Raw genomic sequence first — 14,358 nt, 5'->3', positions numbered from 1 at the left:
CTTGCTACTCGTAAAGTATAGCTTGAGATAACCTTTTATCACTCGCATTATCAGTTAAACTGTTAATGCGAGTAATCATGGTAACGGACAACGGATACAGGTGAAAAATGACAAAACCTTTCTCACAATCTTGTGAAAATAATAAACAAGCTATTTTAAGTGTACTCACTGGCGAGTTTCCTCAACCCCAGCGAATATTGGAAATTGGTACCGGAAGTGCGCAACATGCTGTGTATTTTGCGGCTAAATTACCACATATCACTTGGCAAACCAGCGATTTAGCCTGTAATCATGCTGGTATACACAGTTGGCTAGACAGTGTGTCCTTGGCTAATTTACAACGCCCTATATTATTAGATCTAAACCAACCTTGGCCGATTGACAAGGTGGATGGTATTTTTACTGCAAATACCTTACATATTGTTAGCTGGCCCTTAGTTAAAAATTTCTTTCAGGGTGTTGGTGAGCATTTGTCATCAGGTGGGAAACTGTGTATTTATGGCCCGTTTAATTATCAGGGGCAATTTACCAGCCAAAGCAATGCCGATTTTGACGTGTGGCTAAAGAATATCGATGTTGAGCGTGGTATCCGCGATATTGAAGCGATTAACCAACTTGCAAATCAACAGGGCCTGATATTAAGGGATGATCACGCTATGCCCGCTAATAATCGGTTATTAGTGTTTGTTAAGTCCTAGCGAACAAGTCAACGCCTTCTTAAGCCGCGGCGATAATCAAAATAAAAATATCAACAACGTAATATAACATTATCGAAAAACTTCTTTACTTAAGAATGATTATCAAATATAAATAAGAACCATTATCATTTGTAAATCATTATTAAACAGGATGTTTATGACTCAATCTCTCACCACCAAAAAAGCATTAACCGCTTTAACCCTTACTTTAGCGAGCCCGATAGTCTTGGCACATTCAGGACATGATCACAGTGATCCACTATCAGGCTTCATTCATTTATTTTGGATCGCACCCGTTTTATTAGCCGCAGGCTATGCTGCGATCTGTATTCGTCGTGCTAATCGCATCAAATCAACAAAAAAATAAGGGGGAAGTATGTTATTTAAATTAGTGTCAGCAATGGATAAGACATTGTCATTTAGTCCTGTATCTGCGCATTGTGATATTCCATGCAAGATCTATGATCCTATCTCGGCGCAGTTAGCTGTACTCACTATGATACGTATGGTTGATTTATTGGATGAATTTGGCTGTAAAGATTCGTTTAGTTTAAGTGATCAAGCGCAATTTTCTCGTTTGATCACCGAGAAAGAAGTGCATGGTTTAAAAGTGAAAGAAGAGATCCGGGTTATTTGGGGCGATTACATTAAACAACCGCAATTAGAACAGTTCCCAGAACTACACGAACTGACTCATAGCATTATGCTCGCAGCGTCTAAAGCTAAACAGAATATCGATAAAGCTGCGACATTGGATTTGTTAGTAAAAGTAAATCGATTTGCCGAGATATTTTGGGCAACCAAAGGTATCACCACATTTACCGCCACATCCCCGTACCCGCCAGCGCAACAACTTATTTATCCTAAACTCGATTGCTAGGTTTTCATATTAGCCGAGTGCGGGGGACGAGTATGTCACCTCGTATTCCCGAAGGCAGTTATGTCTTGGTTAACGGTTGGCGTTCTTCGTTATCGGTAAAACCAGGACAGATTATTAAGATTCGTCATAGCCGTTATGGCGATATTATAAAAACGCTTGTTCATATTGATGACCAAGGGTTTTTATGGTTACGTGGGGAGCATAAAAACAGTGTATCTATGCTTGATATGGGGCCGATTAATTCCAAGCAAGTGATAGGGATTGTTTGGTTTATTATTCGACCTACACCTTAAATAGCATCTAAGGCCGCATCTTGATGATAATAATTCTCATTTGTATTGAAAGGTTTTTTATTCCTTGTTAGTATTATCGGTATTGGATTAATAACAAGGAATAAACATGCTTCGTCAGTTTGGTGTTACTACCTCATTTCTCTTCTGCTCGCTTTTTTTATCCACATCAGTTTGGGCCAGTTCTGCTTTAAAGGCGGAACATAAATTTAAAGTGGTCACTACGTTTACTGTGATTGCGGATATGGTCAGAAATGTTGCAGGTGATGCTGCTATTGTCACATCGATAACCAAGCCGGATGCTGAAATCCATAATTATCAAACGACGCCGGGTGATATTCGTCGTGCGCAAGGTGCCGATTTGATTATTTATAACGGGCTTAATCTGGAGTTATGGTTTGATAAATTTTTTCATCATCTGCGCGACGTGCCTAGTGTTGTGGTCACAGAGGGCATCGTGCCGATGGGCATAGCGAAAGGCCCTTATTCTGGGAAACCCAATCCTCACGCTTGGATGTCAGCTGATAATGCTTTGGTTTATGTTGAAAATATTCGTCAAGCATTGGTGAAATATGACCGTGGTAATACCGCTATTTATAACCAAAATGCTAAGCGTTACGGTGCACAGATTCTCGCTGCGGTTAAGCCATTTAAGCAGCAACTTGCAGCCTTACCAAAAGACAAACGCTGGCTTGTCACTAGCGAGGGCGCGTTCAGTTACTTAGCGCGTGATTATGACTTGAAAGAACTCTATCTCTGGCCAATCAATGCCGATGCACAGGGCACTCCACAACAAGTGCGGAAAGTCATCGATGCGATCAGAGCCAATAATATTGTCGCAATTTTTAGTGAAAGTACGGTATCAGCTCGGCCCGCACAGCAAGTCGCGCGTGAAACCGGTAGTCGCTATGCGGGTGTATTGTATGTCGATTCTTTAAGTGCGATTAATGGACCCGTACCAACTTATATTGACTTGCTTAAAGTCACGCTAAGTACTATAGCCGAAGGACTAAATCAATAATGATGGGATTAGAAGTTAATGATATTAGTGTCACTTATCGAAACGGTCATACCGCATTATATAATGCCAGCTTTAGTTTACCTAAGGGCTCGATTACGGCGTTAGTGGGCATCAATGGCAGCGGTAAATCAACCTTATTCAAGGCGATAATGGGCTTTGTTACTTTGGCTAAGGGATCGGTAAACATTTTGGGCATGCCAGTAAAAAAGGCGTTAAAAAGCAATCTAGTTGCTTACGTGCCACAGAGTGAAGAAATTGACTGGAACTTTCCGATTCTAGTTGAAGACGTGGTCATGATGGGACGTTATGGGCATATGAATATGCTACGTATCGCCAAGCCTAATGATCACGATAAGGTCAATATGGCGCTTGATCGCGTCAGTATGGGCGAATTTAAACACCGTCAAATTGGTGAGTTATCTGGTGGTCAAAAAAAACGGGTGTTTTTAGCGCGTGCATTAGCCCAGGAAAGCCAAGTTATTTTACTTGATGAACCCTTTACTGGGGTCGATGTAAAAACCGAAGAGCAGATCATGGCGTTATTACGTGAATTACGCGGCGAAGGCAAAGTGATTTTAGTCTCAACGCATAACCTTGGTAGTGTGCCGGAATTTTGCGACAGAACCGTGTTGATTAATCGCACCATATTAGATGCTGGTTTAACCAAAGATGTGTTTACCCAAGATAATTTGCAAAAAACCTTTGGTGGGGTATTACGTCATTTCATTCTCGCGGGTGATGAGTTACATGAAGATGATGATAGAAGGCAAGTGACAGTACTCTCAGATCACGAACGTCCGGTGGTACTTTATGGAGAGAGCGAGCAAAAACCAGTAGTGAGGGAACGATGCTAGACACATTACTCATGCCATTTAGTTATGACTACATGGTCAATGCTATTTTTATTAGTGCGCTGGTGGGCGGTGTGTGTGCTTTTTTGTCGGTATACCTAATGTTGAAAGGTTGGTCATTAATTGGCGACGCCTTATCACACGCTATCGTGCCCGGCGTCGCCGCAGCCTATATGTTAGGTTTACCGTTTGCGTTAGGGGCTTTTTTCTCCGGGGGGTTAGCGGCAACCACTATGTTGTTTTTAAGCCAACGCACCAAGTTAAAAGAAGACGCAATCATCGGCTTAATCTTTACCTCATTTTTTGGCTTAGGTTTGTTCATGGTATCGCTTGCGCCGACATCGGTGAATATTCAAACCATCGTCTTAGGCAATATTTTAGCTATTACCCCTGCAGATACAATACAGTTGCTGTTAATCGCCGGTATTTCACTGTTTGTATTAATACTCAAATGGAAGGATTTAATGGTGGTATTTTTCGATGAAAATCATGCTCGCAGTATTGGTTTAAACCCGAATGCATTAAAGATCCTTTTCTTTACCTTACTCAGCGCATGTACTGTCGCGGCGTTGCAAACCGTGGGGGCATTTTTAGTGATTGCCATGGTGGTGACGCCTGGGGCAACAGCTTATTTATTAAGTGACCGGTTTTCTCGGGTGATCATGCTCAGTGTATTTATCGGTGCAACAAGCTCGTTTGTGGGTGCTTACCTTAGTTATTTCATTGACGGTGCGACAGGTGGGATCATTGTGATATTGCAGACCTTAGTCTTTGTGATGGCGTTTGTATTTGCACCCAAGCATGGTTATCTTGCCGCACGGTTTAAAGCGAGACGAACACTGTCTAGCAATGCGCGGTTAAATCCTATTTATGACAACAAATCTATTTAGACAAGGACGCTATGATGGTTACATTATTCGATACGTTATCTGAAACAATACTCAATGTGGTATTAGAACCTTTTTCATTTACTTTTATGCAGCAGGCGTTTGTCATTGTACTGCTGGTTGCGATTCCTACTGCACTGCTGTCGTGTTTTTTAGTATTAAAAGGCTGGTCATTAATGGGCGATGCTATTTCTCACTCTGTCTTGCCTGGTGTGATTATGGCTTATGTATTGGCCATTCCCTATGTGATTGGTGCGTTTGTCGCGGGAATGTTTTGCGCTCTCGCGACCGGTTTCATTAAAGACAACAGCCGATTGAAAGAAGATACTGTGATGGGTGTGGTGTTTTCTGGCATGTTTGGCCTGGGGCTGGTATTAATGACTAAAATAGAAACGGGTGTGCATTTAGATCATATTTTGTTTGGTGATGTACTCGGGGTTACTTGGCATGACGTTCTAGAGGTTGGTATTATTGCCTTTCTGGTTGTCGCGTTCATGTTGATTAAAGGGAAGGATCTACTGGTTTTTGTGTTTGATCATCAACATGCTAAAGCCATTGGCCTATCGACAACTGCATTACATTATGGTTTGTTATCGCTGTTATCATTAACCATAGTCTGTGCGCTAAAAGCGGTGGGCATGATCTTGGTGATCGCGATGTTGATTGCCCCGGGTGCGATTGCATTTTTATTGACCAGTAAATTTCAAAATATGTTGCTTGTAGCCTTGCTGATTTCGTTATTGACGTCATTTTTCGGCATTTATTTAAGCTTTTACCTCGACAGTGCACCTGCACCTACGATCATCATGCTGTTGAGTATTACCTTTATCTTGGTGTTTATTTACAGCAGTTACCAAGCGAAGATCACTGCATCAAAATATTTACACAGTGATGAGGTAGGGGAGTTAAGCTGTTTGTAAATCAGCAAGCCATTGCTGCTCAAAATCTTTCATTCGTAGGTGTTTACGAGAGGATTCGTGGGCTTGTTTATGCTGGGTAGAGGTAAATGGACCGGCTTGGCAAAAATGACAGCAAGGGTTACCTAATTCGGGTAGTTGTGTTAGTTGCGAGCTGAGCGCCTGTGTTAGCTGCTTTGTTGGACGTGGGCTCCAGACGTAGGTAATACCCTTGGTGTCTTTTACATGTTTATCGCGATCGACATTACGAATACGGTATCCCGGAAAGTTGGCAATGTCGAAAGCCATTTCACCCAGATAGTTGATATCGGTATTGAGTATTAACGAGTGTTCAATATTCCATTCTGAATAGGGCTTGACACCTTTACTGGTGATGTAGCAGAGCTGTGGACCGGTTGGGTCTAACAGTTGTTCAGTCGCATTAATTAAAAATTGGCGTAACAAGCGACGATTAAGCGTATTGATGCCCACATGCCCACATTTTTCATTAAACTCTGTTTTGGACGTGAATCCGGGTACTAATGGAAATTGAAAAATAACTAAATCAAAGCTGTGTTTACTGACATGAGACCAAGTCTCGGGTTTAGTAATATCGAATTCAGTTAACACTTGGCAATGACGATCTAGTAATTGTTGATGAAAGTCATCACCATACTTTGATTGTAAGGTTGTGAGTGAATCATAAATTGTCGCGGTTAAGTGCTGCGGAGCATGGTGTTGAAATAAAGCATTGGAAAAAGACAGATCACCATCGCCAACGGTTAGAATTCGCCACTGCGGATCAATATACATGGTCAGAAACACTCATTGAGATTATAAAACGAGATATTATACGGCAGAGTTTTAAAAAATTCACTTCCACAATGCCGATAACGTTATTATTTCTATACTTAGGTTAATTATCTTGCTTAAGGCATAACAATGAAACATATCGCGATTGTTGTTCCTGAATTCCCAATAGCCTCAGAAACATTTGTGGTAACAGAAATACGCGCATTAGCAAAGGCTGGGCATCAAGTCACCGTATTTTGTTTTATTAAACGTGAGTCACCGGTGACATTGCCAGTTAATGTGGATGTTATTGATGTCAACACGGCATCAAATAAGCAAGTATCGACATTTGTTGCAAAGCACCCATTAGCAAGGACAAAGGCGTTTACTTGTGCCAAACATCAACTCGATAACTTAATCAAAAAACTAAAATTAAAATCGTTGGTTCGCTTATTAGGTTACCGTTCTCCGCATGGGATTGCACAGAAAGGGGCTAATTATGACGGTTTTGTTGCCCCATTTTGCGTCTCTGAGGAGACGGGGTACGTGGCCTCTAAAGATGCAGTATGACTGTCATCTTTGTCACAATTGATTACAGGGGATGAAAGGTATATTCCTATGTTTGATGATTCGCGTGTTGTTTATCAAACGCTTACATGAAACTACTATAATAAAACAAAATTCACTTTTGACAGTCAGCAGAAAAATGTTAGTTGAAAGCAATAATATATGGCTATTGTCTTTAAATAAATACCGAACGTAAAGGAAGCATTATGAAAAAAATTGGCCTCTTGTCATTTCCAAGATATTATAATTACGGAACATTTCTACAATTATATGCGATGGAAACTACGATTGAAAAACTCGGATACGCTTGTGAAATAATTGATTACGACAGAGATAATAATAACGAATCTACAAAGAAACCTGTAGATTCATCTTATTTAGATTTGATCAAAAAAATGTTATCAATAAGACAGCTGTCAACGTTAAAAAGCAGGCTAGATAATCGTATTTTTGAAAGAAAAATGCGAAAGCTTAGCCAAGAGAGAACCTCACTATATGATCTGTTTTTATCCAATCATTTTAAACTTGGTAGTGTTCGTTATTCTCAGTACAAAGAACTAGAACAAACTCCTCCACAATGTGATGCCTTCGTAGTTGGCAGTGACCAAGTATGGCATCCGTTAGGTCATTTCAAAGATCCAAGTTATTTTTTAAAATTTGCTCCCAAAGACCAAAGAATAGCGTACGCACCTAGTTTAGGTGTATCTGAGATTCCTGAACAAGCAAGAGATTGGATGAAAGAGCAAATACTCGATATACCATTCCTTTCGGTGAGGGAAATGGAAGGAGCGACTGAAATCAAAGCACTAACTGGGCGAACAGCCAAAGTAGTACTTGATCCAACATTATTGCTAGACATTAAAGAATGGGATGGTATCAGTGTAGTTTCCGATGTTATTTCTAAGCCCTATTTACTCTGTTATATTTTAGAGTCTGACAGTTATATAAGAGAGTTAGCACAAGAAATAGCTAGTTCTCTTAATCTCACCATTGTCGTATTACCAGTTAATAAGCACGATGTTATGGACACCAATCCTGATGTTATTAAGGCATATAATACCGGTCCGGCTGAATTTGTAGGCTTATTTAAAAATGCTTCATTTGTTTGTACCGACTCATTTCATGGTACTGTATTTTCTATAATCTACAACTGCCCATTTTTTACATTCAAGCGTCACAATAACCCTACACAAGCGGCCCTCCATTCAAGAATGAATACCATTCTTAATATTACGGGTTTAACAGATAGAGTGCTATATAAGGGAAAAGATTTACCGGTAAATGCAACGACCGTGGATTTCTCTTACGCTAACAAACAAATAGCCATAGAAAAAGAAAAGTCATTATTATTTTTGTCAGAATCACTTAATTCTGCCTCAAGTTAATACTGTGACGTAATCTTTCGGTATTATATTTTTCTGGCTATAAAGTAAATTATCTATTACTCGGGGCTGCAAGCATTTGTCATTATTATTTCTATACTTATGGTTAACTCTCTTGCCTAAGGCATAACAATGAAACATATCGCGATTGTTGTTCCAGAATTTCCTATTGCTTCAGAAACCTTTATCGTCACTGAAATACAGGCATTAGCGAAGGCGGGGCACAAAGTAACGGTATTTTGCTTTATTAAACGAGAGTTGGACATAACATTACCTGCAATTACAACAAAGTCATTGCTGCTATATGGCGCAAAGCTGGCTTATCTGGCAAGTCAGCACCATTGTGCACATTTTCACTGTCATTTCATGCACCGTGGTGTTGATGTTTCTCGGTTTATTACCCATTCAGCACCGAAAAATAAACAACTTGAACTTCTCTTTGTCGGTCACGTAGTCGAAAAAAAAGGCATTGTATATGCCCTACAAGCACTTGCTTTAATTGCTGAAAATCAGCGTCCTCATTTGGATATTGTTGGTCAAGGGCTATCACAAAAACAGCTGTATAATTTGATCAAAAAATTGAAGTTGAAGGTCTCTGTACGCTTACTTGGCTACCGTTCACCTCATTGGATCGGACTGGAAGGTTCGAATCATGATTGTTTTGTTGCTCCGTTTTTCCCCGCGGAAGATGGCGATAGTGAAACTGAACCTATGGTATTAAATGAAGCGATGGCGATGGGACTGCCTGTGATCACGAGCCATGTTATGGCGCTAAAACTAGCGATTGAAAGCTTTATGCAATGCCAAAATAATGTCAGGGAACAAATGAGAGTGTTGGCTCGGCAGCGCGTTGAACAATACTTTAACGCTCAAATTCAAGCTCGTCGATTATCGCATTTAATTGAAGGAACCAGAATTAAATGAGTAGCATAAAAGAAATGCTTATTTATGGTTTGGGCATCTTTGTATTAAAGGGCTTAGGATTTGTGATGATGCCTATCGTGACTCGGATGTTAACGCAAGTTGATTATGGCGAGCTTAATTTCTTGGTTAGTATTGCCTCGATGATGAGCTTATTTCTGACGCTAGGACTCGGGGATATCTTATTTCGTTTTGCCAATGGTCAGGTTAAAGCAGATAACGATGCCGTTATGCGTCAATGCTTTCGACTATCGTTATTGTGCGCGATGACATTTATCTGTCTCGCGTTACCGCTAAGTGGCTTAATCATGAGTTGGTTACCAGTTAGTTTACGTTTATTTGACCTGCAACTATTATTGATTAGTCTTTCTTTATCTTCATTACTTACGGTGCCGTATTGCTATTTCAGAATGACTCATCGGGCACTGCCTTTTATGTTTTTTTCGGTGGTTCAAGGCTGCTTACAAACACTGCTTTCGATTGCTCTGCTTGTCTCGGGTTATGGGGTGACAGGGATGATGTTATCAAGTGCAATTAGTAGCTCGGCTATTGCAGTTGCAGTATTAGTTTATTTCCGTTCTCATTTACAAGGTGCGCGTGCTACTTTTTCGCTAGAGCATTACCGTTATATTGCCTTTATTGTTTGCTCGGGTATTTTTGTGTATTGCCTTAATGGGGCTGAAAACTGGCTGGTCGTGATCCACCTAGGCAAGCAGCAATTAGCTATATTTTTTGCTGCGGGACAATTTGGCTTGATGATCTCCGTAGCCTTTGAACCATTTCGCATGTGGTGGTACGCAAGGCGCTTTAAGGTGCATGAAACAGACCCTGAACAGGGTGCGAGATATGCCGTACTCGGTGTACAAATCGGTATGTTGTTGGCCGGTGGTATGTTGTTCATGGCGCCTCTTTTGATGGACATTATGCTGCCTGAAAGTTACCGCGAAAGTATCAGTTTGATTCCTTGGATGTGTTTGATTATGGCGTTACGCTTCCACTCAGAGTTATTGAATATTGGTTGTTTTTTGAAAAAAAATGCGCGGTGGGCATCAATTATTAATGGTGTCTGTGCCTTACATCTATTAATTATTGGTTATTGGGCCGTAGGGGCATTCGGGTTAACGGGTTTATTGAATACGATGGGGTTAACGGTATTAATTCGGGGAATTTTGTTTTATGTGATAAGTCAGCGACTGGTTTATTTACCTTATTGTAAATCACACCTAATCATATCGTGGCTAATTTTTATTGTGTTACTGATTGTGAACATTACTAAGGTGACTGGTTATCGATTTATTGAATTTACCATTCTCGCGGTGAACACATTATTATTATTATATTTGTATCGTGATTTGTGGCGCGATTTAAAATTTACGGCATGGCGAAGACATATCCCTAACTAATATAGTTATTGCTAAATAGGGTGAAAATATTCAGGTATTTGCCATAGAGTTGAGATGACAAGGAGTCATTATATGGAGTTTACTGCGTTATTAGTCGAAGACAGTGCTGCTGTCGGCGCCATTTACAGTGCTTATTTACGTAATGAAGGGGCAAATGTGACGTATGTGCAATCTGGGCGAGATGCATTAGTTGAGCTTACTCGTTGGCAACCTGACCTATTGATTCTAGATATTCAGTTACCGGATATGTCAGGTATGGATATTTTAGCGACAGTACAGCAACGCTACCCCGATATTAGTATCATTATGATCACCGCGCATGGTTCTATTGATCTTGCAGTCGATGCGATGAGAGCGGGAGCATTTGATTTTTTAGTTAAACCTTTTGATGCCAAACGCCTGTCAATTACCCTCCGTAACGCCCTTAAGCAGCGACAATTAATTAACTTAGTCGCGAACTATGAAAGTAGCTTACCGAAACCTAATTTCCACGGCTTTATTGGCGAGTCATTAGCGATGCAAGCTGTGTATAAAACCATTGATTGTGTAGCAAGCAGCAAAGCGTCTGTTTTTATTGTCGGTGAAAGTGGCACAGGTAAAGAGGTTTGTGCACAAGCGGTACATGATTGCGGGAACCGTAAAAATAAACCTTTTATTGCGCTTAATTGCGCCGCGATACCGAAAGAATTAATTGAAAGTGAAATATTTGGACACATAAAAGGCGCATTTACTGGCGCGATATCTAATCGAGATGGAGCCGCAACACGGGCGCATGGTGGTACCTTCTTTTTAGATGAAATATGCGAAATGGATCTTGATTTACAAAGTAAGTTATTACGATTCATTCAAACTGGCATATTTCAACGAGTAGGGGGATCACAAGAAGAACATGTTGATGTTCGATTTATTAGTGCGACAAATCGCAACCCTTGGAATGAGGTGACAGCGGGGCGATTCCGTGAGGATCTCTTTTATCGTTTACATGTAATACCAATTGAATTACCGCCATTACGTATGCGGAATAATGACGGTTTTTTGATTGCGCAACAGTTACTTGTCGATTATAGCAAGGAAGAGAAAAAAGCATTTAAAGGCTTTGATAATAACGCCAAAGAGTTAATTATCAATTACTCTTGGCCAGGTAATGTGCGTATGTTGCAAAATGTGATCCGTCAAATAGTGGTGTTAAACAATAGCGAACTTGTTACCAGTTCGATGCTACCGATTGAGATACAGCAAGCAAACAGGGTAGATGAAAAGCAAAAAAAACCGTCTCTATTCGCCAATGATCTAGAGCCCAATCAGCAGCCTTGTTATGACATTTTTCCAACCATACTGCCTAATGACCGTGTACTGAAATCGGAAAAATCGATAGTGATTAATCACATTGATAAAAACATCATGCCATTATGGCAAAGTGAAAAAAAACTTATTGAAAACGCGATAGCACATTGTAATGGCAATATCCCCAAAGCGGCTGCATTGCTGGATATAAGCGCGTCGACTATTTACCGAAAACGCCAGAATTGGTCAGAGATCTCATCAATTAATGTGAATTGATAAATATGAAATTATATTCTCTTTTTGCATAACTTTAGCTTTACATGATAATAGTTATCAAATATAAATAAGAATCATTATTATTTATGGGTGTTGTTATGCAAAAGTGGAAAGTGTTATTGGAAAATGGTCATAGTTGTTTTAGTTCAAAATTTTGGCAAGATGCGGAGGTTTGCTATCAACATGCAGTTGCACAGATAAAGCTAGAATGGGAAGATAAGCCCGAAAATGAGGAACTACTCATGGCTTGGATATCTGCTCAACATAACTTAGCCGCAGTGTATGAAGAACAAGGCCACCATTATACTGCACTACGATATTTAACCATGCCTCATCAGTGGATGATGTCATTATTGCGCGGTGAAAAGGCATCTTATGCCTTGAAGGCGTTAGCCACACAAGCAGTCAAAGTTACCTTAATGCCGTTATTGGATTTTAGCCATCGCCACCCTATATGTGACTCTTGCTTTGATGCTTTACAGGTATCACCTGAATGGCTTGAAGATCCTCATCCAACAATGCATTAATCTTAGGTTCATTAAGTCATCATCTTTAAGCCAAAGATGCGGTAATTGTAGGTTGTAAAGTTGAGTGGGAAAGTGAGCGGTTTAGTGATGATCAGGCCTGCGACTTACAGGCCTGATCGACCGAAATTTATCCAATAAAGCTGATATAGCCTTGTAGAATAATCAAGTTCACAATATCAATGAAGAATGCGCCAACAATCGGCACAATCATAAATGCTTGTGGTGAAGGTCCGTAGCGTGATACCAGCGAGCCCATGTTCATTACCGCGGTTGGTGTGGCACCCAGACCAAAGCCACAGTGACCACCGGCAATAATCGCGGCATCGTAGTTTGAACCCATTACTTTAAAGGTGACAAAATACGAGAATATGGCGAGTACCACTGCTTGCACCGCTAAGATAATAAGCAGTGGTAAGGCTAAATCAAAAATATTCCATAATTTAAGATTCATTAATGCCATTGCTAAGAACAGCGATAAAGCGACGGTACCAAGGATATCAATGGCTTCACTATTTACTTTATAACTTTTGGTTACTTCTGTGGTGTTGGTGAAGATCACGCCTAAAAATAGCGCATAGACAAAGTCTGGAATGCGTAACCAACTAATGTTGAGCAATGAAACTGCTTGTTCGACATACCCAGCACCGACAACACACGTTAATAGAATAAACAGTGTTTCGATGATACTTTTACCGGTAATGCGATCTTCTTCTAACTCATTATAAGTCACCAACTCTGGAAATTGTTCGTGGTGGTTGGTACCAATACCATAGTCGGATACTAAGTTATGCTTGGTGATGAGGCGTTGGGCAATTGGCCCACCGATAATACCACCAATCACTAGACCGAATGTCGCTGCCGCCATTGCCAGTTCCAGGGTGTTGATTCCGTAAATGTCGTAAAATGTTTGCGACCAAGCTGCACCTGTACCATGACCACCTGATAGGGTGATTGAGCCAGCAATTAAACCAAGGATCGGTTCAAGCCCAAGCATGGTGGCTAAGCTCACGCCAATACCATTTTGAATAATAATATAGAAAGATGCTACAGCTAAGAAAAGAAATACTTTCGAGCCACCTTTTAATAGCTGAGTATAACTCGCCGCTAAACCTACGGTACTAAAGAACATCAGCATTAGTGTGCTTTGTAAGGGCAGAGAGAATTCAAGCGTGATGTTTTGAAAGTGTAAAATGGTGATGGTAATTGCGACGATTAACCCACCGACTATCGGTTCTGGGAGATTAAAGCGCTGTAGTACGGGGACTTTTTTATTAACGATGTGTCCTAAGAACAGTACTAAAAATGCAATTAAAAAAGATTCGAGTTCACCAATTGAATAAATAGTATTCATATTACCTCTTGGTTATTTACCAGCCTGATAGGTATTACTTAATCTGAAATGAATGTGAATAAGCAGATCAAAATGCTGACGTTATGATTGAAGTTGATATTTAATACGGAGTAAAAAATGTGGATGAATGATTCCTGACCAATGATATGCACAGTCTCATGATTGATGACCGAAATGTTTACTCTGCGCGTTAAATACTTATTAAATACAGAGGTGCCATACCTAAGTACATAAACAAACGTTTACCCTGTGAACGGCAAAGTTTGCAGTTTAGCTATCTATTATGGATAGGTTAATTAAAAAATAGTGCCTGAATATAGCATGTTTTCATG

The 14,358-nt window shown here is 40.2% G+C and carries 16 protein-coding genes; 14 read left to right on the top strand and 2 right to left on the bottom strand.

Annotation, left to right across the window (positions count from 1 at the left end; genetic code table 11):
• Window positions 1-107 precede the first annotated feature (107 nt).
• From MORIYA_RS07325 to MORIYA_RS07290, 8 genes are all read left to right on the top strand, one after another.
• Window positions 108-698, top strand: a complete 591-nt coding sequence (locus tag MORIYA_RS07325) for a DUF938 domain-containing protein (protein ID WP_112713972.1) — start codon at window positions 108-110, stop codon at window positions 696-698.
• Between the two features lie 157 nt (window positions 699-855).
• On the top strand, window positions 856-1,065 hold the full coding sequence (locus tag MORIYA_RS07320; RefSeq protein WP_112713970.1) for a hypothetical protein: 210 nt from the start codon (window positions 856-858) through the stop codon (window positions 1,063-1,065).
• Window positions 1,066-1,074: 9 nt separating this feature from the next.
• On the top strand, window positions 1,075-1,578 hold the full coding sequence (sodN, locus tag MORIYA_RS07315) for a superoxide dismutase, Ni (RefSeq protein ID WP_112713968.1): 504 nt from the start codon (window positions 1,075-1,077) through the stop codon (window positions 1,576-1,578).
• Between the two features lie 17 nt (window positions 1,579-1,595).
• The gene (gene sodX, locus MORIYA_RS07310; RefSeq protein WP_269461238.1) at window positions 1,596-1,871 is read left to right on the top strand and encodes a nickel-type superoxide dismutase maturation protease; all 276 of its coding nucleotides are present in this window, start codon (window positions 1,596-1,598) and stop codon (window positions 1,869-1,871) included.
• Between the two features lie 106 nt (window positions 1,872-1,977).
• Window positions 1,978-2,889 carry a metal ABC transporter substrate-binding protein gene (locus MORIYA_RS07305; protein ID WP_112713964.1) on the top strand — a complete coding sequence of 304 codons (912 nt, stop codon included), beginning with the start codon at window positions 1,978-1,980 and terminating at the stop codon, window positions 2,887-2,889.
• Window positions 2,889-3,743 carry a manganese/iron ABC transporter ATP-binding protein gene (locus MORIYA_RS07300; protein ID WP_112713962.1) on the top strand — a complete coding sequence of 285 codons (855 nt, stop codon included), beginning with the start codon at window positions 2,889-2,891 and terminating at the stop codon, window positions 3,741-3,743. Before MORIYA_RS07305 ends, MORIYA_RS07300 begins: the two co-directional genes overlap by 1 nt.
• Complete coding sequence (locus MORIYA_RS07295) at window positions 3,737-4,630, top strand: metal ABC transporter permease (protein ID WP_112713960.1); 894 nt, start codon at window positions 3,737-3,739, stop codon at window positions 4,628-4,630. The genes MORIYA_RS07300 and MORIYA_RS07295 overlap by 7 nt, the downstream gene beginning before the upstream one ends.
• A gap of 11 nt (window positions 4,631-4,641) precedes the next feature.
• Complete coding sequence (locus MORIYA_RS07290; protein WP_112713958.1) at window positions 4,642-5,547, top strand: metal ABC transporter permease; 906 nt, start codon at window positions 4,642-4,644, stop codon at window positions 5,545-5,547.
• Here MORIYA_RS07290 and MORIYA_RS07285 read toward each other — a convergent pair.
• Window positions 5,533-6,336, bottom strand: a complete 804-nt coding sequence (locus MORIYA_RS07285) for a class I SAM-dependent methyltransferase (protein ID WP_112713956.1) — start codon at window positions 6,334-6,336, stop codon at window positions 5,533-5,535. The two genes, MORIYA_RS07290 and MORIYA_RS07285, sit on opposite strands and share 15 nt — an antisense overlap.
• A gap of 129 nt (window positions 6,337-6,465) precedes the next feature.
• Here MORIYA_RS07285 and MORIYA_RS07280 point away from each other — a divergent pair, with 129 nt between their 5' ends.
• From MORIYA_RS07280 to MORIYA_RS07255, 6 genes are all read left to right on the top strand, one after another.
• Window positions 6,466-6,885 carry a hypothetical protein gene (locus MORIYA_RS07280; RefSeq protein WP_174216882.1) on the top strand — a complete coding sequence of 140 codons (420 nt, stop codon included), beginning with the start codon at window positions 6,466-6,468 and terminating at the stop codon, window positions 6,883-6,885.
• Between the two features lie 203 nt (window positions 6,886-7,088).
• A complete protein-coding gene (locus tag MORIYA_RS07275; protein ID WP_112713954.1) occupies window positions 7,089-8,267 on the top strand; it encodes a polysaccharide pyruvyl transferase family protein in 1,179 nt (392 codons plus the stop codon).
• A 129-nt stretch (window positions 8,268-8,396) separates the two neighbouring features.
• Window positions 8,397-9,188: a glycosyltransferase gene (locus tag MORIYA_RS07270; RefSeq protein ID WP_112713952.1), complete on the top strand. Its 792-nt coding sequence runs from the start codon at window positions 8,397-8,399 to the stop codon at window positions 9,186-9,188.
• Entirely contained in the window at window positions 9,185-10,588 is a 1,404-nt protein-coding gene (locus tag MORIYA_RS07265; RefSeq protein WP_112713950.1) for a lipopolysaccharide biosynthesis protein, read from the top strand. The genes MORIYA_RS07270 and MORIYA_RS07265 overlap by 4 nt, the downstream gene beginning before the upstream one ends.
• Window positions 10,589-10,660: 72 nt before the next feature.
• Window positions 10,661-12,148, top strand: coding sequence for a sigma-54-dependent transcriptional regulator (locus MORIYA_RS07260; protein ID WP_112713948.1), 1,488 nt, complete (start codon window positions 10,661-10,663; stop codon window positions 12,146-12,148).
• Window positions 12,149-12,246: 98 nt separating this feature from the next.
• Entirely contained in the window at window positions 12,247-12,675 is a 429-nt protein-coding gene (locus tag MORIYA_RS07255; protein WP_112718496.1) for a tetratricopeptide repeat protein, read from the top strand.
• 127 nt (window positions 12,676-12,802) lie between these two features.
• Here the strand turns inward: MORIYA_RS07255 and gltS are convergent, their stop codons facing one another.
• Window positions 12,803-14,026 carry a sodium/glutamate symporter gene (gene gltS, locus MORIYA_RS07250; RefSeq protein ID WP_112713946.1) on the bottom strand — a complete coding sequence of 408 codons (1,224 nt, stop codon included), beginning with the start codon at window positions 14,024-14,026 and terminating at the stop codon, window positions 12,803-12,805.
• Window positions 14,027-14,358 lie beyond the last annotated feature (332 nt).

The organism is Moritella yayanosii (assembly GCF_900465055.1).
In the GTDB taxonomy this organism is placed as follows: domain Bacteria; phylum Pseudomonadota; class Gammaproteobacteria; order Enterobacterales; family Moritellaceae; genus Moritella; species Moritella yayanosii.
The sequence above is the reverse complement of the archived record's forward strand: the minus strand, read 5'-3'. Positions and strand labels throughout refer to the sequence as shown.